At 67.1% G+C, this 22,983-nt stretch carries 14 protein-coding genes; 1 reads left to right on the top strand and 13 read right to left on the bottom strand.

What is annotated here, in order from left to right:
* Positions 1 to 548: 548 nt before the first annotated feature.
* The 4 genes from ACFWIW_RS17930 to ACFWIW_RS17945 form a co-directional block, all read right to left on the bottom strand.
* On the bottom strand, positions 549 to 1,652 hold the full coding sequence (locus tag ACFWIW_RS17930) for a serine hydrolase domain-containing protein (protein ID WP_378369438.1): 1,104 nt from the start codon (positions 1,650 to 1,652) through the stop codon (positions 549 to 551).
* Between the two features lie 179 nt (positions 1,653 to 1,831).
* The gene (locus ACFWIW_RS17935) at positions 1,832 to 3,592 is read right to left on the bottom strand and encodes an SdrD B-like domain-containing protein (RefSeq protein WP_378369439.1); all 1,761 of its coding nucleotides are present in this window, start codon (positions 3,590 to 3,592) and stop codon (positions 1,832 to 1,834) included.
* A gap of 170 nt (positions 3,593 to 3,762) precedes the next feature.
* Entirely contained in the window at positions 3,763 to 7,674 is a 3,912-nt protein-coding gene (locus ACFWIW_RS17940; RefSeq protein WP_378369440.1) for a DNA-directed RNA polymerase subunit beta', read from the bottom strand.
* A gap of 91 nt (positions 7,675 to 7,765) precedes the next feature.
* Entirely contained in the window at positions 7,766 to 11,266 is a 3,501-nt protein-coding gene (locus tag ACFWIW_RS17945; RefSeq protein WP_063274326.1) for a DNA-directed RNA polymerase subunit beta, read from the bottom strand.
* Between the two features lie 641 nt (positions 11,267 to 11,907).
* On the opposite strand from ACFWIW_RS17945, the gene ACFWIW_RS17950 reads away from it, so the two are divergent.
* Entirely contained in the window at positions 11,908 to 13,137 is a 1,230-nt protein-coding gene (locus tag ACFWIW_RS17950) for a hypothetical protein (RefSeq protein ID WP_378369441.1), read from the top strand.
* 448 nt (positions 13,138 to 13,585) lie between these two features.
* On the opposite strand, the gene ACFWIW_RS17955 is transcribed toward ACFWIW_RS17950, so the two are convergent.
* The 9 genes from ACFWIW_RS17955 to ACFWIW_RS17995 all read right to left on the bottom strand — a co-directional run bounded on the left by ACFWIW_RS17955 (position 13,586) and on the right by ACFWIW_RS17995 (position 22,982).
* Positions 13,586 to 14,524, bottom strand: a complete 939-nt coding sequence (locus ACFWIW_RS17955; protein ID WP_378369490.1) for a hypothetical protein — start codon at positions 14,522 to 14,524, stop codon at positions 13,586 to 13,588.
* Between the two features lie 84 nt (positions 14,525 to 14,608).
* Positions 14,609 to 15,130, bottom strand: a complete 522-nt coding sequence (locus ACFWIW_RS17960) for a hypothetical protein (protein WP_240595835.1) — start codon at positions 15,128 to 15,130, stop codon at positions 14,609 to 14,611.
* Positions 15,131 to 15,161: 31 nt separating this feature from the next.
* On the bottom strand, positions 15,162 to 16,427 hold the full coding sequence (locus ACFWIW_RS17965) for an MCE family protein (protein ID WP_378369442.1): 1,266 nt from the start codon (positions 16,425 to 16,427) through the stop codon (positions 15,162 to 15,164).
* Positions 16,427 to 17,626 (bottom strand): MCE family protein, encoded by a 1,200-nt coding sequence (locus ACFWIW_RS17970; RefSeq protein ID WP_378369443.1) that lies wholly within the window; start codon positions 17,624 to 17,626, stop codon positions 16,427 to 16,429. The genes ACFWIW_RS17965 and ACFWIW_RS17970 overlap by 1 nt, the downstream gene beginning before the upstream one ends.
* The gene (locus ACFWIW_RS17975; protein ID WP_378369444.1) at positions 17,626 to 18,804 is read right to left on the bottom strand and encodes an MCE family protein; all 1,179 of its coding nucleotides are present in this window, start codon (positions 18,802 to 18,804) and stop codon (positions 17,626 to 17,628) included. The genes ACFWIW_RS17970 and ACFWIW_RS17975 overlap by 1 nt, the downstream gene beginning before the upstream one ends.
* Positions 18,801 to 19,787 (bottom strand): MCE family protein, encoded by a 987-nt coding sequence (locus ACFWIW_RS17980; protein ID WP_378369445.1) that lies wholly within the window; start codon positions 19,785 to 19,787, stop codon positions 18,801 to 18,803. The genes ACFWIW_RS17975 and ACFWIW_RS17980 overlap by 4 nt, the downstream gene beginning before the upstream one ends.
* On the bottom strand, positions 19,784 to 20,815 hold the full coding sequence (locus ACFWIW_RS17985; RefSeq protein WP_378369446.1) for an MCE family protein: 1,032 nt from the start codon (positions 20,813 to 20,815) through the stop codon (positions 19,784 to 19,786). Before ACFWIW_RS17985 ends, ACFWIW_RS17980 begins: the two co-directional genes overlap by 4 nt.
* Positions 20,812 to 22,149, bottom strand: a complete 1,338-nt coding sequence (locus ACFWIW_RS17990) for an MCE family protein (protein ID WP_378369447.1) — start codon at positions 22,147 to 22,149, stop codon at positions 20,812 to 20,814. Before ACFWIW_RS17990 ends, ACFWIW_RS17985 begins: the two co-directional genes overlap by 4 nt.
* Entirely contained in the window at positions 22,146 to 22,982 is an 837-nt protein-coding gene (locus ACFWIW_RS17995; protein WP_378369448.1) for an MlaE family ABC transporter permease, read from the bottom strand. Before ACFWIW_RS17995 ends, ACFWIW_RS17990 begins: the two co-directional genes overlap by 4 nt.
* Between the last annotated feature and the right edge of the window lies 1 nt (position 22,983).

Consider the following 22,983-nt stretch of genomic DNA (forward strand, 5'->3'; position numbering starts at 1 on the left):
TCGCGCAGGCTTCACCGCACGGATCGAAGGGGAAATCAATCAACCGCCGGTTCGCACAGGGAACCGTTGCGGCACAGTGGAAAACGTCAGCGCGCGAGGAACGGGCGCATCCGTTCGGATACGCGAATACACCTGCGCCGCGACAAACCCGGAATAGGTCAGGAATCCATACACAGCGCGCTGGCTTGCTGCCGCAAGTCAACGTGCCGGCGCCACACCAAGGCGACTGGGGATTGCATGGGCGAAATACTCGTGTGAACCCGCCGGAGTGTCAATCTCGTGATCAAAGAATGGGACATGCCACGGCAGGGTGAATTTCCCACGATGCGGATGGGCCATTGGGCCGAACGGGTGGCGGTTTTCCGAGCAGTGGGAATTAGCCCACTTGGCGGCACTACCGCAGGTCACAACGGACCAGTAACCCGTCCGCGACCCTCACAATGGCGTTATGAGTTCGTTACTCAATCCCGGGAACTCCCCCGGGTCCCGACCTGCGTCCACCCGCTCCGGATCGCGATCAGGGGGCTAAACGCAGGTCGGCGGCGGGGTCAGGCGGGGCCGCAGAGGGCCTGGTGCTTCAGGGTCGCCAGGGCGTCGTCGATGGGGTGCGTGGCTCCTTCGCCGTCCGGCTTGCGCCAGCGCACGACGTTCATCGCGGCGGAGAACTGCCGTTCGCCGTCGGCGCTGGACCACGCCATCGTCATCGCTCCCCAGACCGTGCCGTCGTGACCCCAGAAGACGCCGTGCCCCGGGATCTCGGTGCTGTACAGGCCGAGCCCGTAGTCGATCAGCCGCCCGTCCTGCGCGATGACCGGGACCAGACGCTGCATCTCCGCCAGCGAGGACAGGCTGACGATCTCCCCTTCCATCAGCTTGCGGTAGAAGCGGTTGAGATCGTCGACGGTGGAGACCAGGCCGGCACCGGCCATCACCCACGACATGTCGTAGACGCTGTAGTCACGCGGCGGATCGATCGCGCCGAACAGCGCCTCGTACATCCGCGAGTGCGGCTCCTCGATCCGGGGACCGGCGGGAAAGCCGGTGTTCGAGAGACCCGCCGGTTCGATGATGGCGCGCGAGATGTGCTCCTCCATCGGGACGCCGGTCAGGTGCGCCAGCAGTTCGCCCAGGAGCAGGTAGTTCGTGTTGGAGTAGATCCCGGGAGTGCCGCCCGGCTCGCCGGTGGCGGGTGCGCCGACACCGAGCGCGATCAGCTCGGCCGCGCGGAACTCCTGGAACCGGTTGTCGTCGAGACTCTCGGGGGCGAGCTTCTGGAGCGACGGGAACGCGTAGGGCAGGTACTCGGCGAGGCCGCTGGTGTGGTTGAGCAGCATGCGGATCGTGATCGCCCAGCCCCGTTCACCGGGGACCAGCCGCGGCAGGAAGTCACCGATCGGCGCGTCGAGGTCGAGCCGCCCCGCCTCGACCTGACGCAGAACCGCGGCCGAGACGAAGGTCTTGGTGACACTGCCGACGCGCTGCCGCATCCCGGTCTCGACGGGGCGACCGGTTTCGAGGTCGGCGACTCCGGCGGCGCCGCGCCAGATCCGCCCACCCGCCCGCACCTCGGCGAACACCCCGGGCACCCCCGCCCGGTGGACGTCGTCCAAGGCGGTCCGCAGCTTCTTTGTGGCCGAGTTCTCTTCTGTCACAAGGGATTCCATATCGGCCATCCTTTCGACCGGCGGTACCGGGATCGCCCGCCATCCGTCGCGCATCCGGGCGGATACCGCACCGATCGTCGGCCGGATCGCGATTAGGGGGCTAAACGCAGGTCGGCCGGGCAAGAGGAAGCCCCCGGTCTGGGATGGACCGGGGGCTTCTCGGGGTGTTACGCGGCGGGCCGGCGACGGCGGCGGGCGCCGAAGACCAAAACCGCTCCGAGGCCCAGCGCGGCGAGCGCGAGCGCGCCGAGCCAGATCACGTCGGCGCCGGTGCTGGCCAGCCCCGAACCACCTTGGCCGCCGCCGCTGCCCTGGCCGGCGGGCGCGGTCGTCGGAGCCGGGGTTTCGGCTCTGCCGCAGTCCGCGGGCTGCGTGGGCACGGTCGGCGCGGGCGCCTCGCCGGTCTCGGCCAAGGTCCGGATCGGGAAGGGCTTGTCCTCCGGCCCGACAGCCTGGATCTGCATCGGGTTCTCACCCTGGATCCGCCAACCCTGCGGCGTCAGGAAGTACAGCTTGTACTCGGGCCCCGGCACCACCTTGCGGAACTCGAAGCGTCCTTCGGCATCGGTCGTCCGCTCGCCGATGACGGGGCATTTCCCGTCGGAGACGAGCACGACCTTGACTCCGCCGACACCCTTCGGCTCGTTCTGACCGACAACGTGGACCACGTCACCGACGACGGTGGCGGAACCACCTGGGACCGCCGCCTGGTCACGGGCCTGAGCATGACCTTCGATATCGACCTCGCGATAGCCGAAGTCGCAGCTCACCGAGACGAATCCGCGGTTCAGGGCGGCATCGGGCACCTTCTCGGACACGTCGATCTTGCGCGTCTCGCCAGGCGCGATCGTCACACCCTTACCGCGATTGCCGAGGTCACCCCAGCTCTCGCCGCCCTTCAGGGCCCAGTCTGCGCCATAACGGTCACAACCGGAAACGATGCCCGTGAGCGGAGTCGAACCGGAGTTGGTCAAGGTCACGGAGACGTGCGCGAGCTCGCCGGGTTTGTAGCTGTCCTGTGTGAAGGCCATCGACGCCTTCAACGCGCCGTTCAGCGGCGGCACCCCTCGGATGAACAAGTCTTTCGTGTCCCGCCCCACCCATACGCTCTCGGACGGGAAGTGCCAGCCCTTGATCTCCTCGCCACCGAAGCGGTACTCGGCGGCGGGCAGGTCACCGAACTCGATTCGCCCGTCGGAGTCGCTCGTCGCGGTGTACTTGGTGGGGCCGTTGTTGTACTGCAGCGTGACGGTTATCCCGCCCAACTTCTCACCGTCGTCGAGCCCGCCGTTGCCGTTTTTGTCGCCGTAGACGACTCCCGCCACACGGCTGGTCTCCTTGGTGACCTTCGCCTCGGCAAAGAACTCGCCGACGCTGAAGCCGGTCGCGTCGAAGACGATCCCCTGCACAACGGTCGTGTCTTTCGCTATGTCACGGATCTTCCCCGTGACCGGCAGCTCGAAGCTCTCTTTCGGTTCGAGGTTCTTCCCGCCCTTGGCGGCCCTGAACGGCCCCCACCCGGATTCGATGGGAACCACCAGGTCGGTCGGCTCACTGAAGGATTGCGAAACCCACAAGCCGATCGCCGGAGTGTCGCCGACGTTCTTGATCTTGAAAGTGAACCGGACGTCTTCGTCGGTCCGGTAGGACGCCTTGTCGAAGACGACCGACGCCTCGACTTTCGCCCGCTCGGCCTGCCGCTTCGGCGGCGCCGGAGGCGCGCTTTCCGCAACGGACGAACCAGGCGGCGCAGCGGAACTCGCCGGTGCTTCGGATGTCGACGGCGCACTCGACGCCGGTGACGAAGGTGCCGGATCCGCTCCGGCGGGCGCGGCGAAGACGCCGGTCAAAGCCGCCGCGACAGCGAAGGTCGCGAGATAGACAGCCCCAGTACGCGAGCCCGATCTACCACTTGGCGATTTGTTCACGCAGAGTCACCCCTGATTACCAGATGGAAATGCGCATAGCCCCCGAATCGCGTAGAACCGGATCACCTTAACCGGATTCGTCAGGAGCCAGTACCCATTTCGGGTGACCCGGAAAACGGGAAGGGCCCCCGCCGGATCGGCGAGGGCCCTTCTCGTGGATTTCGCTTCGGTCAGCGGAAGTCGCGGCCGAAGTCGTAGTCGTCCAGCGGCACCGCGGCGCCCGGCGTGGAGCCGAACACGTCCGGGGTGTAGTAGCCGTCGTCGTAGGACGGGATCGCGTAAGCGGCGACCCGCGCCTCCTCGGTCGGCTGCACCTGGATGTTGCGGTACTTGTTGATCCCGGTACCGGCCGGGATCAGCTTACCGATGATCACGTTCTCCTTGAGGCCCACGAGCTTGTCCGAGCGGCCGTTGATGGCCGCGTCGGTCAGGACACGCGTGGTCTCCTGGAACGAGGCCGCCGACAGCCACGAGTCCGTGGTCAGCGAGGCCTTCGTGATCCCCATCAGCACCGGGCGACCCGAGGCCGGCTCGCCGCCTTCGGCGACCGACGCGCGGTTCTTCGCCTCGAACTTGGTCCGCTCGGGCAGCTCGCCCGGCAGGAAGTCCGTGGCACCGGAGTCGATGATCGTCACGCGGCGCAGCATCTGCCGCACGATGACCTCGATGTGCTTGTCGTGGATCGACACACCCTGCGCCCGGTACACCTTCTGGACCTCGTCCACCAGGTGCATCTGCGCCTCGCGCGGCCCCATGACCCGCAGGACCTCGTGCGGGTCCGGCGTGCCTTCGAGCAGCTGCTGGCCGACCGCGACACGGTCACCGTCGCCCAGCGGGCCGTTCGGGGTGTTCGCGAGCCGCTGACGCTTGGACAGCTTGTCGAAGACGATCTCTTCGCTGCCGTCGTCCGGGATCAGCGTGATCTTCCAGAACCGCTCGCTCTCCTCGATGCGCACGCGGCCATCGACGTCGGCGATCGGCGCCTTGCCCTTCGGGACCCGGGCCTCGAACAGCTCCTGGACACGGGGCAGACCGGTCGTGATGTCGTCACCGGCGACACCACCCTGGTGGAACGTACGCATCGTCAGCTGCGTACCCGGCTCACCGATCGACTGGGCCGCGACGATACCCACGGCCTCGCCGACGTCGACGAGCTGACCGGTCGCCATGGACCGGCCGTAGCAGGTGGCGCAGATACCGACGGCCGACTCGCAGGTCAGCACCGAACGCACCTTGACCTTGGAGATCCCGCTCGAGATGAGCTTGTCGATCGCCGGGTCACCGATGTCGTCACCGGCGTTGAGCACGACGTTGCCCTTGGCGTCGACCGCGTCGGTCGCCAGGTTCCGCGCGTACACGCAGGTCTCGACGTGCTGGTCGCGAAGGACCTTGCCGTCGCCGATGTCCTCGCCGATCGGCATGTTGATACCGCGGGTGGTGCCACAGTCGATCTCGCGGACGATGACGTCCTGCGACACGTCCACCAGACGACGGGTCAGGTAACCCGAGTCGGCGGTACGGAGCGCCGTGTCCGCCAGACCCTTACGGGCACCGTGCGTCGCGATGAAGTACTCCGCCACCGACAGGCCTTCACGGAAGTTGGCCTTGATCGGACGCGGGATGTACTCACCCTTCGGGTTCGACACCAGACCACGCATACCGGCCAGCGACCGGACCTGCGTCATGTTGCCCGCCGCGCCCGACTTCACGATCATCGCGATCGGGTTGTCGTCCGGCAGCGCCGTCTCCATGATCTTGTGGACCTCTTCGGTGGCCTGCGTCCACACCTTGACGAGCTCGTTGTTGCGCTCGGCGTGCGACAACTGACCACGCTGGTACCGCTTCTCGACCTGGTCGGCCTTGCCTTCGTACTCGTCCAGAATGGCCTTCTTGCCTGCCGGGACGAGCACGTCGGAGATCGCGACCGTGACACCCGAACGGGTCGCCCAGTAGAAACCGGCGTCCTTCAGGCGGTCCAGGGTCTGCGCGACCTGGGTCATCGAGTAGCGCTCGGCGAGGTCGTTCACGATCGCGGCCTGACGCTTCTTCGGCATCGGCTCGTTGATGAACGGGTAGTCCGCCGGCAGCAGCTCGTTGAACAGCACGCGGCCAAGGGTGGTCTCGGCCAGCCACGCCTTGCCCGGCTCCCAGCCGTTCTCCGCGAGCCTCGCCTCGTCGGCCTTGGCGGGCTGACGGTCGGTGACGCGGATCTTGATCGGGGCGTGCAGGCTCAGCGCCTTGCGGTCGTACGCCATGATCGCCTCGGCGGGCGACGAGTAGGCGTTGCCCGCACCGTCGGCGTTCTCGTTCAACCGGGTCAGGTGGAACAGACCGGTCACCATGTCCAGACGCGGCATGGCGAGCGGACGGCCCGACGCCGGCGAAAGGATGTTGTTCGCCGACAGCATCAGGATGCGGGCCTCGGCCTGCGCCTCCGCGGACAGCGGGAGGTGCACGGCCATCTGGTCACCGTCGAAGTCCGCGTTGAACGCTTCACAGACCAGCGGGTGCAGCTGGATGGCCTTGCCTTCGACCAGCTGCGGCTCGAAGGCCTGGATACCGAGGCGGTGCAGGGTCGGCGCACGGTTCAGCATCACCGGGTGGCCGGTGATGACCTCTTCGAGCACGTCCCACACCTGCGGCCGCGAGCGCTCCACCATCCGCTTGGCGGACTTGATGTTCTGCGCGTGGTTCAGGTCGACCAGCCGCTTCATGACGAACGGCTTGAACAGCTCGAGCGCCATGTCCTTCGGCAGACCGCACTGGTGCAGCTTCAGCTGCGGACCGACGATGATGACCGAACGGCCCGAGTAGTCGACACGCTTGCCGAGCAGGTTCTGACGGAACCGGCCCTGCTTGCCCTTGAGCAGGTCGGACAGCGACTTCAGCGGGCGGTTACCGGGACCGGTGACCGGGCGGCCGCGGCGGCCGTTGTCGAACAGCGCGTCGACGGCCTCCTGCAGCATCCGCTTCTCGTTGTTCACGATGATCTCGGGCGCGCCGAGGTCGATCAGCCGCTTCAACCGGTTGTTCCGGTTGATGACCCGGCGGTAGAGGTCGTTCAGGTCGGAGGTGGCGAAACGGCCACCGTCGAGCTGGACCATCGGGCGCAGGTCCGGCGGGATCACCGGGACGGCGTCGAGCACCATGCCGCGCGGGTCGTTGCCGGTGGCCTGGAAGGCCGCGACGACCTTGAGCCGCTTCAGCGCGCGGAGCTTCTTCTGCCCCTTGCCGTTGCGGATGGTGTCGCGCAGGCTCTCGGCCTCCGCGGCGACGTCGAACTCGGTGGCCAGCTTCTGGATGGCCTCCGCGCCCATGCCGCCGGTGAAGTACTCGCCGTAGCGGTCGACGAGCTCGCGGTAGAGCAGCTCGTCGGCGATCAGCTGACGGGTGTCGAGCTTGGTGAAGGTCGTCCAGACCTCCTCGAGACGGTCCAGCTCGCGACCGGCGCGGTCACGCAGCTGACGCATCTCGCGCTCGCCGCCTTCCTTGACCTTGCGGCGGACGTCGGACTTGGCGCCCTCCGCCTCCAGCTCGGCCAGGTCGGCTTCCAGCTTCTGCGCCCGTGCCTCGATGTCCGCGTCGCGCTTGGTCTCGAGGTTCTTGCGCTCGACGCCGATCTCGTTCTCGAGGGTCGGCAGGTCGTTGTGCCGCAGCTCGGTGTTCACACCGGTGATCACGTAGGCCGCGAAGTAGATGATCTTCTCGAGGTCCTTCGGCGCCAGGTCGAGCAGGTAGCCCAGGCGGGAGGGAACACCCTTGAAGTACCAGATGTGGGTGACGGGAGCGGCCAGCTCGATGTGGCCCATCCGCTCACGGCGCACCTTGGCGCGGGTGACCTCGACGCCACAGCGCTCGCAGATGATGCCCTTGAAGCGGACCCGCTTGTACTTACCGCAGTAGCACTCCCAGTCCCGGGTCGGGCCGAAGATCTTCTCGCAGAAGAGGCCGTCCTTCTCGGGCTTGAGCGTCCGGTAGTTGATGGTCTCCGGCTTCTTCACCTCGCCGAAGGACCACTGACGAATGTCGTCGGCGGTGGCGAGGCCGATGCGGAGCTCATCGAAGAAGTTGACGTCCAGCACGTCTTTACATCCCCTTGGGGTTGATGCGACTAGAGGAGTTGGCGAGCGGAGGCGGGAGCCCACGGGAGGCAGGCTCCCGCCTCATCGCGGGTCAGTGCACGACGTCGTCCACCGAGGGCGACTCGTTGCGGGACAGGTTGATGCCGAGGTTGGCCGCGGCACGCTCGAGGTCCTCGTCGTCGGAGTCGCGCATCTCGATCGCGGCGCCGTCGCTGGACAGCACCTCGACGTTGAGGCAGAGCGACTGGAGCTCCTTCAGGAGCACCTTGAACGACTCGGGGATACCCGGCTCGGGGATGTTCTCCCCCTTGACGATGGCCTCGTACACCTTGACGCGGCCGACCACGTCGTCCGACTTGATCGTCAGGAGCTCCTGCAGGGTGTATGCGGCGCCGTACGCCTGCATCGCCCAGCACTCCATCTCGCCGAACCGCTGGCCACCGAACTGCGCCTTACCACCCAGCGGCTGCTGCGTGATCATCGAGTACGGACCGGTGGACCGGGCGTGGATCTTGTCGTCGACCAGGTGGTGCAGCTTCAGGATGTACATGTAGCCGACGGAGACCGGGTACGGGTACGGCTCGCCGGAGCGGCCGTCCAGCAGCGTGGCCTTGCCGTTCTGCTTGACCATGCGCTCGCCGTCGCGGTTCGGCTTGGTCGCGCCGAGCAGCCCGGTGAGCTCCTCTTCCTTGGCGCCGTCGAACACCGGGGTCGCGGTGTTCGTGCCGGGGTCGACGTCGTAGAGCTCCTCGTTGAGGTTCTTCGCCCACTCCGGGTTGCCCTCGATCTTCCACCCCTGCGACGCCAGCCAGCCCAGGTGAAGCTCCAGGACCTGGCCGATGTTCATACGACGCGGGACACCGTGGGTGTTCAGGATGATGTCGACGGGCGTGCCGTCCTCCATGAACGGCATGTCCTCGGCGGGGAGGATCTTGCCGATGACACCCTTGTTCCCGTGGCGGCCGGCGAGCTTGTCGCCCGGCTGGATCTTCCGCTTCTGTGCCACGTAGACGCGGACCAGTTCGTTGACGCCCGGGGGCAGCTCGTCGTCGTCCTCGCGCGAGAACACGCGGATGCCGATGACCTTGCCGGTCTCGCCGTGCGGCACCTTCAGCGAGGTGTCGCGGACCTCGCGGGCCTTCTCGCCGAAGATCGCGCGGAGCAGGCGCTCCTCCGGGGTCAGCTCGGTCTCACCCTTGGGCGTGACCTTGCCGACCAGGATGTCGCCGTCGCGGACCTCGGCACCGATGCGGATGATGCCGCGCTCGTCGAGGTCGGCGAGGACCTCCTCGGAGACGTTCGGGATGTCCCGGGTGATCTCCTCGGCGCCCAGCTTGGTGTCGCGGGCGTCGATCTCGTGCTCCTCGATGTGGATCGACGTGAGCACGTCGTCCTGCACCAGGCGCTCGGAGAGGATGATCGCGTCCTCGTAGTTGTGGCCCTCCCACGGCATGACCGCGACGAGCAGGTTCTTGCCGAGCGCCATCTCACCGTTCTCGGTGGACGGGCCGTCGGCGATGACCTGACCCTGCTCGACCCGGTCGCCCTCGTTGACGATCGGGCGGTGGTTGAAGCAGGTGCCGTGGTTCGAGCGACGGAACTTGTACAGTCCGTAGCTCTTCCGCGTGCCGTCGTCGTGCATGATCGTGATCAGGTCGGCCGAGAGCTCCTCGACCACACCGGCCTGCTCGGCGACGAGCACGTCACCGGCGTCCACCGCGGCACGCAGCTCCACGCCGGTGCCGACCAGCGGGGCCGAGTTGCGCAGCAGCGGAACGGCCTGACGCTGCATGTTCGCGCCCATGAGCGCGCGGTTCGCGTCGTCGTGCTCGAGGAACGGGATCATCGCCGTCGCGACCGAGACCATCTGCCGCGGCGAGACGTCCATGTAGTCCACGTCCAGCGGGTCGATCAGCTCGACCTCGCCGCCCTTCTTACGGACCAGGACGCGGTCTTCGACGAAGGTGCCGTCTTCCGAGATCGGCGCGTTCGCCTGCGCCTTCACGTAGCGGTCTTCCTCGTCCGCGGTGAGGTAGTCGACCTGGTCGGTGACGCGACCCTCGACGACCTTGCGGTACGGGGTCTCGATGAAACCGAACGGGTTGACCCGCGCGTACGAGCAGAGCGAACCGATCAGGCCGATGTTCGGGCCTTCCGGCGTCTCGATCGGGCACATGCGGCCGTAGTGCGACGGGTGGACGTCACGGACCTCCATGCCGGCGCGCTCACGCGACAGACCACCCGGGCCGAGGGCGGACAGACGACGCTTGTGCGTCAGCCCCGACAGCGGGTTGTTCTGGTCCATGAACTGCGACAGCTGCGAAGTACCGAAGAACTCCTTGATCGCCGCCACGACGGGACGGATGTTGATCAGGGTCTGCGGCGTGATCGCCTCGACGTCCTGGGTGGTCATCCGCTCACGGACGACGCGCTCCATCCGGGACAGACCCACGCGGATCTGGTTCTGGATGAGCTCGCCGACGGTGCGGAGACGACGGTTGCCGAAGTGGTCGATGTCGTCGGTCTCGACCGGGATGACCTGGTCGCCGACGGTCGCCTTGTCCTCGCCCGCGTGCAGGCGGACCAGGTACTCGATCGTCGAGACGATGTCCTCTTCGGTCAGCGTCCCGGTGTCGTACGGCGTGGTCAGGCCGAGCTTCTTGTTCAGCTTGTACCGGCCGACCTTGGCCAGGTCGTAGCGCTTCGGCTTGAAGAACAGGTTCTCCAGCAGCGTCTGCGCGCTCTCCTTGGTGGGCGGTTCGCCCGGGCGCAGCTTGCGGTAGATGTCGAGCAGCGCCTCGTCGGTGCCTGCGGTGTGGTCCTTCTCGAGGGTGGCGAGCAGCGTCTCGGAGAAGGAGAAACGCTCGCGGATCGCCTCGGTGGTCCAGCCGAGCGCCTTCAGCAGCACGGTGACCGGCTGGCGGCGCTTGCGGTCGATGCGGACGCCGACGGTGTCGCGCTTGTCGACGTCGAACTCCAGCCAGGCACCCCGGCTCGGGATGACGCGGACGTTGAAGACGTCCTTGTCGGTGGTCTTGTCGACGCTGGTGTCGAAGTACACACCCGGCGAACGGACCAGCTGGGACACGACGACACGCTCGGTGCCGTTGATGACGAAGGTGCCCTTGTCGGTCATCACCGGGAAGTCGCCCATGAAGACCGTCTGGCTCTTGATCTCGCCGGTGTTGTTGTTCACGAACTCGGCGGTCACGAACAGCGGGGCCGCGTACGTCATGTCCTTGTCCTTGCACTCCTCGACGGAGGCCTTGACCTCGTCGAAGCGCGGGTCGGAGAAGGACAGCGACATGGATCCGGAGAAGTCTTCGATCGGCGAGATCTCGTTGAGGACCTCTTCCAGGCCGCCGACCGGGTTTTCTTCACCTTCTTCGACGCGGCGTTCGAACCACGCCTCGTCGCCGGTGAACCATTCAAAGGACCTGATCTGCACGTCGAGCAGGTTCGGGGTGCTGAGCGGCTCGCGAATCTTTGCGAAGGAGACCCGCTTGGGGGCTCCCGGGATTCCCGTGGACTCCGAGCGAGATACAGCCGAGGTGGTCGCAGCAGTGGCCTGGTTCGCGGGAGAGACTGCCAAGATGCGTCCTTCCGGGGACAATGAGCGGTGAGCAGCCGCGTCAGCAACAGCTGATGCGGTCTGTCAAGGGTGCCGTGTGCCCACTATCCTAACTACCGGCTCCGGGCAGCCTGAAAGAGGGCAGCGCAAAGAAGCAGTCTAGCCCGAACGTCGCGGTCTGTCCAGGGGGCGCTCCCGATGGGGCCCAGCCTGCATCGCAACGTCTTCAGGTATGCCTCTCCTCGGCCTCCCCGGCCCGTCCCTCCCGCAAGGGCACCGCCGGTTCTCACCGTTGCCAGTAAGCGTGACCCCACAGGGGCTCTGAGTCAAGATGCCGCGCGGTGGTCCCGCCGGTTGGCGCAGCGTCGAAGAACCTCCGCGCCGGGGGCCTCACAGGACGATCATCCTGGTTACCGCCCGGTACCCGCAGGTGACGGCGCTGGCGCGCCGACCTGCGTTTAGCGGGCTAAACGCGATCCGGCCGGCGGGGCCGCCGAGAGGGTCACCGGGTCGGGCCAGGCGGCCGGCCGGGTCCCCCGGGCGAAGTCGGCCCGTGTGACCGTTGTGACCGGTGGGCCTTCTGGGGCGGCGCACAGGCACGGCGACGCACTTGCGTTCAGCGGGCTAAACGCGATCCGGCCGTCGCTGCCAGACTGGGCCCCGTGCGCGAAACGTGGGAGCAGGACGCCAGTGCCGAGGTGACGATGCCCCCGGTCTTCTTGAGGCCGGAAGCCGAGCTGCGGCAGGCCGCGGAACGGAGCCCCCTCCTCGACGAGGTACGCGGCTACGTCGCCGGGTCGAGCGCCGACGATCCGCTGATCCCTCGGTGGGCGGAGGTGTCCGGGCTGGTCCGGGTCTTCGAGGGCAGGCACGTGCCCGTCGAGGAGAACGCGACGCTCGTCGACGACCCTCTCCGGCTCTGGGAGCGGATGTTTTCGACGATCGGTGAAGCCGGGGCCCCGGAGACCTTCGGGCTGCCGTTCACCCGCCTTGTGGCGTCGATCCCCATCACGCTCTATCAGTCGGGTCCGGTCCCGGTGCCGGTCGAGCTTCTCTTCGACGTCTTGGCTCAGGTGGCCGATCTCGGTCAGGTGCCCGACGAGTCGACGCGGTACTCGATAGCCGCCACGCTGGACCTGCTGGAGCGGTTCGGCGCGATCAAGCGGGCCACCGCGGACCCGGCCGTACTCGCGACGGTCGCCGAGATCTCCGGCAAGCCCGATCCCTCCCCGTTCGTAGTCAGCCTCACCCCGCTCGCCGCCTGGGCGCTCAACCGGGAGCTTCGCGCGGCCGGCGTGAACGCGCCGGCCATCGGTGACGCCGCGGAAGAGAGTCTCGGCGAGCTGGGCCCACGCCTCGTCGGGGCTGCGCCGGAGATCATCGACGCGGAACTGAAGGCCTGGGTGCGGCACCGGTCACCCTCCGACGCGGCGGCCGAAGCGAGCGCGTTCCTCCACGCGGCACAGCTCCCGGTCGAACGGCTTTTCGCCTTGATCGCGCTCGGGGAGACCGGCGATATCGGCCTCGAGACCGCCGTGGGCGTCCGAGCCGAAGGCGGTCTGGTCGGCGCGGCCGCCGCGATGTGGCTGGCCGAACGTGGAGCGGTCGACCGGGAAACGGTCACCCGCGACGAGGTCGTCGTCGGGATGGCCGACCATTACGCGGCGATGCACGCGCTCGGCGCGTTCGTCCATCAACTCGCCGACATGGACGACCGCTTCGACATCGTGGATCTGCTGACGTCCTCCGGCCACCCGGACCGGCTCGAACTCCTGAACGTCGTCGGCACGGACCATCCGGACCCGAAGATGGCCAAGAAGGCGCGGACGGCGAGTTTCAAGCTCCGGTCGAGCGGCGGCGGGCGACCACCTGGTCAGCGCGCCGACGCGTGACGTTTAGCCCGCTAAACGCAGGTCAGCGGGGCGGGAGACCGGAGGGCCGCGAAGGCCTATTGCAAGCCGGGACCGACCTGTAGGGCTGAACCGTCCACAGGGGACCTCAGAGCTCATTCGATGCCCGATTTGGGCGCTTTGCGCGGGGGTCGTGAGTGGCAATGATCGTTCTAACCCTCTTTGCCGCTCACGACCGCACGCGAAACCGCGCATAAATGCCCAAACCGGGCATTCGATCGGCACGCAGTGTCCCTTGTGGACGCTTCGCGTGGGTCAGGCAGCGCGCCGACGCGTGACGATTAGCCCGCTAAACGCAGGTCAGCGGGGCGGGAGACCGGAAAGCCGTGAAGGCCTCCTTGAGGGACTCTGGGTCCCTCAAGGAGGCCTTCACGGAACGGGACGCACGGATCGCGTTTAGCGGGCTAAACGCGATCCGGCCGGGCCGGGGTCACTTCGAGGGGGCCGGGGAGGCCGGGGGTGAGGCGGGAGCCGACGAGGCGGCCGGGTTCGGCGGAGCGGCGTAGGTGTTCATCGCCGTGATCTTCCACTTGTCGCCCTGCAGTTCCGCGTTCAAATGCAGCTGCGCGCTCCCGGCGGTGGTCTTGTTCGTGTCGGCCCGCGTCGAGCTCTGGTCGACGAACACCATCACGTCGGCCCGGTCGCCTTCCAGCCGGATGACGGCACTGCGGGTGACCTTGCAGGTCACGACCATCTTCTGCTGCGGGGCCAGCCGTTTGACCTCGCCCATCAGCAGGTTGTACTTCGCCCGAACGTCGTCGTTGACCAGCAGATCGGCAGCCGCGGACTCGGTCTTCGCGATGTTGTTGTAGTCGTAGGAGAACAGCGCCTCGGTCGCCTTCGCGACCTGGTCCTTGACCTGCGCGGTCTTCGCGACGTCCAGCAGCGCCGTGTTGTTCGTCGAGCTGGACACCTCGTCGGCCTGGATCTTGAAGAGCACCGCGGTCGCGGCCAGCAGCAATCCCACGACGACCAGCGCGCCCGCCAGGATCAGCTGCTTCGAGCCCGGCTTCTTCTCGGTCTCCGAAGACTCCTCAGTCTCATCGGAGTCGACCTCGGCTTCGGCCTCTTCGAGGTCGTCCGGCTTCTCCTCGGCGACCTTGCGGGTCTTCGCACGCGGGGTCGGCTTCGCGACGACCTCTTCTTCGGGAGCTTCGGGGGCTTCAGGCTCTTCAGGAGCCTCGACAGCAGCGTCCTCAGCGACCTCGACAGGCTCGACAGGCGCAGGAACCGGAGCCGGCCGCGGCGAAGGACGACGGACCGGCGCCGGCTTCGCCACCGGCGTCTCGTCGACCTCGACCTCCGAGGTGGGCGCCTCGGGAGAAGAAGCGGGAGCAGGAGACGCACCGGGCCGTCGCAGGCCGGCCACCCGGGGGCGGCGCACCGGCGGAGTGCTGCGAGGGGGCTGGCGACGGGAGGGGGGCACTACGTGGCTCCGTTCTAGGTGACGCTCTTACTGACCGGCCGCGACGAGGGGCACGTTGTCGATCCCGGACAGCTTCCACTCATCGCCGACCCTGGTCATCGAGACCTCCAGGCGCAACGCCTTCGAGCTCGCCTTGTCGCCCTGGGTGACCTGGGTGGAGATGGCGGCGAGGAAACTCGCCTTGCCCTCGTGGTCGTCGAGTTCCTCGACCGCGATGTCCTGGATGGTGGTCACGACCTTGGTCTTCGCGTCGCCGAGCGCCTTGCGGTAGGTCGGCTCCAGCTGGGCGAGCTGCTGGCTCATCTTCTCGTCGGAGACGGCCTTCTGCTTGCTGAAGAACTCGTCGAGCTTCTCGAAGTCGACCTCGGTGTACGCCTTGATCGCGGTGCCGCCCGCCTTGACCACGTCGTCCCGCGAGCGCGCCAGGTCGGCGTTGTCGTCCGACGCGGCCACGGCCCACATGACACCGAAGATCGCCGCGGCGAGGAAGGCGGCCAGCGCGAACGCCGCCGCCCCCAGTACCAGGGTCCGCGATCGAGAAGAACTCATGACACTCCAGGGTAGGTATACGGTCTCGGGCTCAGCCGGGCAGGCCCAGCAGCGTGCCGAGGGTGGGCAGGCTGACCCCGGGGCTCTGCAGGACGCTCGGCATGCCCTGCGCCGCGCGCAGGCTGGCCAGTTCCTCGGCCGAGCGGCCCGCGTTCGCCGCGACGTCGCCTTCCGACGGGATCTGCGGGACCCCGTTGTACGGCGCGTTCTGCGAACCGCGCACGTTGATCGGGCTGCCCTTCGGCTCGGCACAGTACGCGTTGTCCTTGGGCGAACGCGGCGTCGTGTCGGTGCCTTCGCGGTACTGGTCGAGGCCGAGGTAGCCCTTGGTGCACGACGGCGGGTTGAACAGGTTGAGCGCGAGCCCGAGGTGCGCGGTGCCGTCGTTGGCGACGGTGTTCGCGCCCGCGGCCAGCATCGGGTACGTCACCAGACCCTGTTCGAGCCCGTCGAGCCGGGTCACCAGCAGGTTCGACGTCGTGAGCAGGTTCGCCGTCAGCGCGCCCAGCCCCGGTCCGGATTCGGCGAGCACCTCGCTGATCTGGGTCGCCACCTGCGGGGTGATCCCGATCAGCTTCCGGATGTCGGCGTCGGAGTTCTTCAGCGTGCCCGAGAGCTTGTTGAGGTCCGCGCTGAACGACTTCATGGAGCTCGACATGTCGTTCTGCGTTTCGAGGACCTGCCCGCCCTTTTCCAGCAGCTGGATCGTCTGCGGCAGGTATTCCTGCGCGGTCGTGGTGAAGCTCCGCGCGGTGTCGAGCAGCCGCTGCAGGTCCGGGCCGGTGCCGTTGAAGGCGTTGTACGACTCGTCGACGACCTTGCGCAGCGAGTCGGTCGGCACCGAGGCCGCGAGGCTGTCGAGGTCGCCGATGAGCTGCTCGGTGGGCACGGGCGTCTTGACCTTGTCGGCCGGGATGACCGAGCCCGAGTTCAGGAACGGTCCCTTCTCGCTCCGCGGCCGCAGGTCGACGAACTGTTCGCCGACCGCCGACCGGTTCGCGACCACGGCGTCGAGATCGGCGGGCACCTGCGGTGCGTCCGGCGCGATGTTCAGGTCGGCTTCCAGCCCGGTCTTGGTCAGGCGCAGCTCGCCGACCCGGCCGATGTTGAAGCCGCGGTACGTGACCTCGGCGTTGGTGAAGATGCCGCCGGATTGCTTGAGCTGCAGCTTCACCGTGTAGCCCTCGTCGCCGAAGACCTGGCCGAGCCCGGCGAACCGGATCAGCGCGTACACGATGGCGACCACGGAGATGATCGCGAACGCGACCAGCTGGATCTTCGTCCTACGGACCAGCATCAGCCGGCACCTCCCGACAGCACGCCGAAGATACCGGCGGGACCGGTCTGTTGCGGCTGCCCGCCACCCTGCGGCGCGCTCGCCTGGCCACCGGCGACACCGCCGACACTGTCCGGGATCGGCAGCGGCGGATTCGCTCCCGGCCCCTCCGTGCCCCCGGTCAGGCCCGGCACCGGGATGGCGTCCTTGAGCGGGTTCTCACGGCTGCGGCCGAGGTTCTTGAGGATCTCGTTCAGGTTCAAGTCGATCTTCGCGAACAGGTTGAAGTAGTCGCCCTTGACTCCGTCGTAGGCGGCGTCGCTGAACGGGAAGGTCAACAGGATCTCCAGCGCCTTCGGCAGATCCGAGCCGGCTTCGCCGAGCTTCTGCAGCGTCGGCTGCAGTGCCTTGAGGTCGGCGACGAGGTCTTCCTTGCTCTTGTTCACCGTGTCGACGGCGACACCGGAAAGGTGGTTGAGCGCGTTCAGCATGGTCACCAGCTGGCCGCGCTGTTGCTCCAGCACGCCGAGGCCGGGGCCGAGGTTGTCGACCGCGCCGACCAGCTTGTCCTTCTGGCCGTTCAGGGTGAGCGAGAGCCGGTTCAGCCCGTCGAGCGCCCGCGTGATGTTCGCGGACTGCTTGTCGAGGTTCGTGACCAGCTCGTTGGTGTTGTTCAGCAGCGCCTTGAGTTCCGGCGAGCGGCCGGTGGTGGCGTTGTTGAGTTCCTTGGTGATGGTGTTGAGCTGTTCCACCCCGCCACCGTTGAGCAGCAGCGAAAGCGCGCCGAGCAGTTCTTCGACCTCGACGCTGCGATTCGTGCGGGCCAGCGGGATCACCGCGTTGTCGGCGAGCTTGCCCTGTCCGTCGGCGGGCGCGGCCAGCTCGACGTACTTCTCGCCGAGGAGGCTCGACTGCTTGACGTTCGCGAGCGCGTTCGCCGGCAGCTTCACGTCGCCGTTGACCCGAAGGGTGACTTCGGCGTTCCAGCCGTCCGGGGTCAGGCCGATCGCTTCGACCCGGCCGATGGCGACCTCGTTGACCTTCACCCCGGCCTGCGGGGTCAGGTCGAGCACGTCGCGGAACTGCACCTTGACGGTGTACGGGTGGTCGCCGAGTTCGGCGCCACCGGGCAGCGGGACGTCGTAGATCCCGCTGAACCCGCAGCCGCTCAACGTCAGCGCCGCGACCGTCCCGGAGGCGAGGAGAGCGATCTTCTTCATCACTTGGCCGCCGTTCCGTAGAGCTGACCGGCGATCGGCAGCGGCAGCGGCGGCAGCTGGCCCGCCTGCGACGACTGGATCACCTGCGCGATGGACGGCAACGGCACCAGCCCGTCGACCAGTCCGGCGACCCCCTTGCACGCGTCGCCCAGCGCGTCGAGCGCCTCCGGGGTCTGCTTGAGCAGGTTGCACACCATCACCAGCGGCGGCTGGGTGAGCTCGTTGAGGTTGGCTCGCGCGTCGAGCGTGCCCGACGAGGCGTTGTAGGTGTTGACCAGGTTCCCGAGGCCGACCGGGGCGACGTCGAGGATCTCGGCGAGCGCGCCGCGCTGGTCCACGAGCACCTTGGTCACGCTGGCCAGCTTGTCCACATTGGACTTGAGCCGGTCGCGGTTCTTCTCGATGAACGCCTGCACCGCGGTGAGCGTGTCCGACAGCTGCTTCACCGTGGCCGAGAGGTTCTCCCGCTCCCCCGCGAGGAATCCGCTGACGTCGGCGAGCTGCCGCTCGAAGTCACGGACCTGCTTGTCGCTGTTCACCAGCGTCTGCGAGAAGGAGCCGAGGTTCTCGACGGTCTTGAACAGGTCGTCCTTGTTGCCCGACAACGTGCCCGCCGCCTGGCCGAGCTTCGTGATCGTGTCGTGCAGCGCCTGCCCGTTGCCGTCGAAGTTCTTCGCGGCGGTGTCGAGCAGGTTCGACAGCGAACCGTTCTTGTTGGCGCCGTTGGGCCCGAGCGACTTGCTGACCCGGGAAAGGCTGGCGGCGAGCTCGTCGACCTCCAGCGGCACCTCGGTGCGGTCGAGCCCGATGACGGCGCCGTCGGCGATCCGCGGACCGCCCTTGTAGGCCGGGGCGAGCTGCACGTAGCGGTCGCTGACCAGAGACGGCGACACGATGATCGCCTTCGCGTCCGCTGGCACCGGCACCGACCGGTCGTATTCGAGTTCGACGCGGACCTGGTTGCCCATCGGCTGGATCTTGGTGACGGTGCCCATGTCCACGCCGAGCATGCGGACACTGTTGCCCTCGTAAAGGCCGACCGTGCCGGCGAAATACGCGGTCACGTGGTTGCGGCCCGCGTCCTTGAGGGTCCACCACAGCGCGCCGGCGACGACCAACGCGAGCACGATCGCGATGGTGAAACCGCGCGCGAGGCCGGCTCCGAGACGGGTACTCATTTGTCGTAGCACCCCTTCTCGTTGATCGGGCCGAACGACGGCAGGACCAGCCCGCAGATGTAGTTGTCGAACCAGCGGCCGTTGCCGATCGTGTTCGTGAACACCCGGATGAACGGCGCGAACCGAGCGATGCCCTGGCCGAGGGCGTCCTGGTTGCGCTGCAGCATCGAGGTCAGCTGGTCGAGCTGGGCGAGCACCGGGTCGAGCTGCGCGTCGTTGTCGTCGACCAGGCCCTTGAGCTGGGTGGCGAGGTTGCGCGAGCCGTCCAGCAGCGCCGAGATCGCCTCCTTGCGCTTGGCCACCTCGCCGAGCAGCTTGTTGCCATCGGCCAGGAGCTTCTGGAACTCGGCGTCGCGGTCGACGAGCGTCTGCGAGACCTGACGCGTGTTCGCGAGCAGGCTCGACAGCTGCGTATCCCGCTTGGCGATGGTGTCCGAGAGACGGGAAAGACCGGTCAGTGCGCCCTTCACGTCGGCCGGGGTGTCCGCGAAAGTCTCCGTGATCACGTCGAAGCTCTTCGCCAGCTGCGTCGTGTCGATGTCGTCGACGGTCTGCGAAAGGCCGCGGAAGGCGTCGAGCACGTCGAACGGCGACGCCGTGCGCTCACGCGGGATGGTCGCGCTCGGGTCGAGCGTGCGCTGCCCCTGCGGGTCGAGCGCCAGGTACTTCTGGCCGAGAACGGTCTTGATCTTGATCGCCGCACTCGTCTTGTCGCCGAGCCAGGCGTCCTTGACCTTGAACGAGATCCGGACCTTGTCGCCGTCGAGCTTGATCTCCGAGACCTTGCCGACCTTCACACCGGCGACGCGGACGTCGTTGTCCTCCTGCAGGCCCGAAGCCTCGCTGAAGTCCGCGCTGTAGGTGGTCCCGCCGCCGATGACGGGCAGGTCGTCGGAGTTCAGCGCGGCGATGAAACCGAGCAGCAGCACCGAGATGCCGACCAGCGCGATCGGGATCGGATTGCGTTTCTGGAACGACTTCATGCCGTGCACCTCGCCCGGTTCACCGGCAGCAGCGGCAGGTTGATCGGCTCGTTGATCAGCGGAGGCAGGGCGACGGCTCCCGTCATCTCACAGGCGAAGAAGTTGAACCAGGAGCCATAGTCGGCGGTGCGGGTCAGCGCCGTCACCTTCTGCGGCAGGAACTGGATGAAATGCTCGACGATCGGCTGGCTGTCGTTGAGGTTCTTCGACAGCGTGCCGAGCGCGGCGATGTCCTGCTTGAGCGGCTCGCGGGCCTCGCCGAGCAGACCGGAGGTCGTCTTGGCGAGGGTGCCGAGCGAGTCGATGGCGTCGCCGATCGGCTCGCGGTCCGCGGCCAGCCCGGAGACCAGCTGCTGCAGCTTGACGATCAGGTCGTTCAGCTGCGGCGTATGCGCGTTGACCGTGTCGAGCACCGAGTTCAGGTTGTCGATGACCTCGCCGATCACCTTGTCCTTGTCGGCGATCGTGGTGGCCAGCGACGCGGTGTGCTTCAACAGGCTTTCGACCGTGCCGCCCTCGCCCTGCAGGACCTGGATGACCTCGTAGGACAGCTTGTTGATGTCGTCCGGGTTGAGCGCGGTGAACAGCGGCTTGAACCCGTTGAACAACTGGGTCAGGTCGAGCGCGGGCGTGGTCCGCTCCAGCGGGATGTTCCCGCCGGGCTCCAGCGTCTTGCCGGAGGTGTCGGTGCCCTGCCCGAGCGAGAGGTAACGCTGGCCGACCAGGTTCCGGAACTTGATCTGCGCGGTCACCCCGGCGGGCAGCTTGCGGCCGGCGTCCACCTCGAACTCGATCTCGGCCTGGCGCCGGTCGACGATGCGGACCTCCTTGACCTGCCCGACCCGGACCCCGGCGATGCGGACGTCGTCGTTGGGCAGCACGAGGGTCGCGTCACTGAACCGCGCCTTGTAGGCGTTGGTGCTGGTGGTGTTCACGTTGGCGATGCTGATCCCGAGGATGGTCGTGAACAGCACGGTGACCACGATGAAGGCGCCGAGTTTGATCAGCGGTGCGAGCAATCCCCTCACTGGACGTGCACCTCCGCTCCCCGGTAGAGCGGACCGACGAGCAGCGAGCCCCAGCCGGGCACCTCCGAGGCGGTCATGCCGACCTGCGGGGCGACCAGCTGCGCGAGGAAGTCCGATTCGGACGCGCTGTAGGACGGGCTGCCGCCGGGCGCTCCCCCGCCGTTGTAACCGCCGACGTTCGCGAAACCGTTCGAAGGCGAAAGGCCGTCGTTCGCCGAACGTGCCGGCGGTTTGACCGTGCTGCCGTCCTTGATCGGACCGTCCGGCGGGTACTGCGGGAACGGGTCCGGGAACTGCTTCAGGTCGTAGCAGCGCGGACCGCGTTTGTCCTCGAACCGCGGCTCGTCCTTGCCCGGCAGGTACGGCCCGCGGTTGACGGTGACCTCGATGGTCGCGTGCAGGCCGGGCCGGTCGGTGCCCTTGCCGAGGGCCTTGTCGATCTTCGGCAGGTTGTCCGCCATCTGCCCGATCACGCACGGATACTCCGGCGCGTACTTCGCGAGCAGCTCCGCCGTCGGGCGGGCCGTGTCGGCGAGCCGGATCAGGTTGTCGGCGTTGTTCCGCAGGAACGTCTGCAGATCCACCGAGGCCTGGGTGACACTGCCGTAGAGGTTCGCCAGGTTCATCTTCTGGTCGACCACGGTGCGGGTGGTGGTGCTCAGGTTGTCCAAGGTCTGCACCAGGTCAGGGGCCACGGCGTTGAGGTTGTCCGAGAACTTCGCGAGCTCTTTGAGGTTCTCCTGGAGCTTCGGCTCGTGCGGGTTCAGCTCCCCGACGTAGCTGCCGAGCTGCGCGAGGGTCTCGCCGAGCTGGTCACCGCGGCCGTTGAGCGCGGTCGAGATCGCCGAAAGCGTGCTCGACAGCTTCTGCGGCTGAACGGCCTGCAGAACCGGCATCAGATGGGCGAAGGCCTGCTCCAGCTCGACCGCGCCGGACGTGCGGTCCTGGGTGATCACGTCGCCTTCCGCGATCGTCTTCTCCGATGGCACGTCCGGGATCTCGAGGGAAACGAAACGCTCACCGAACAACGTCTTCGGCAGGAATCGCGCCGAAACGTTCTGGGGGATCAGTTTCGCCGACTCCGGATTCAGCGCGAGCGTGAGTTCGGCGCCGTCCGGGGTCGCGTTGATCTCCTTGACCGAGCCGACGATGAGCCCGCGGACCTTCACGTCCGACTGCTTCAGCAACTGGTTCCCGATGTTGCCCGACTGGAGCTTCACGCTGACGACGGGCGTGAACGCCCTTTGGTACAGCGCGATGCTCAGCGCCACTCCGCCGATGAGCACGGCGACCAGAAGCAGGCCAAGCAGCCTGCGCCGGATTGTCGCGATCATCCTGCGATCCTCACCGTGACGTCGGTTCCCCAGATCGCGAAACCGATGAAGAAGTTCATGATGGACACCGTGACGATGCTCAGCCGGACCGCTTTACCGACGGCCACGCCGACACCGGCGGGGCCACCGGAGGCCCGGTAACCGAAATAGCAATGCGACAGGATGATCAAGACGCTGAACAACAGCACCTTGATGAACGAATACAACACATCCTGTGGTGGTAGGAACAGGTCGAAGTAATGGTCGTAGGTACCCGCTGACTGGTTGTAGATGTAGATAACGACCAACCGCGACGCGAGATACGAACTCAGCAGGCCGATGACGTACAGCGGGATGACCGCGACGAAACCGGCGATGATCCGGGTGGTCACCAGGTACGGCAGGCTGGGCACGCCCATGACTTCGAGCGCGTCGATCTCCTCCGAGATCCGCATCGCGCCCAGCTGGGCGGTGAACCCGGCGCCGACGGTCGCCGAAAGCGCGAGGCCGGCGACCAGCGGGGCGATCTCGCGGGTGTTGAAGAACGCGGTCAGGAAGCCGGTGAAGGCCGAGGTGCCGATCGAGTTCAGCGCCGAGTAGCCCTGAAGACCGACGAGGACACCGGTGAACAGGGTCAGGCCGACCATCACGCCGACCGTGCCGCCGATGACGGCGAGCGAACCGGAACCGAAGCTCACTTCGGCGAGCAGCCGCAGAACTTCTTTCATGTAGCGGCGAAGCGTCCTCGGCGTCCACAGCAACGCGCGGCCGTAGAACGACATCTGGTCGCCGAGCTGATCCAGTGTCTGCAATGGACGATTGGCGACCCGCTTGGCGCCCTGGAGGAAGGTCATG

This window comes from Amycolatopsis sp. NPDC058340, from assembly GCF_042723975.1.
In the GTDB taxonomy this organism is placed as follows: domain Bacteria; phylum Actinomycetota; class Actinomycetes; order Mycobacteriales; family Pseudonocardiaceae; genus Amycolatopsis.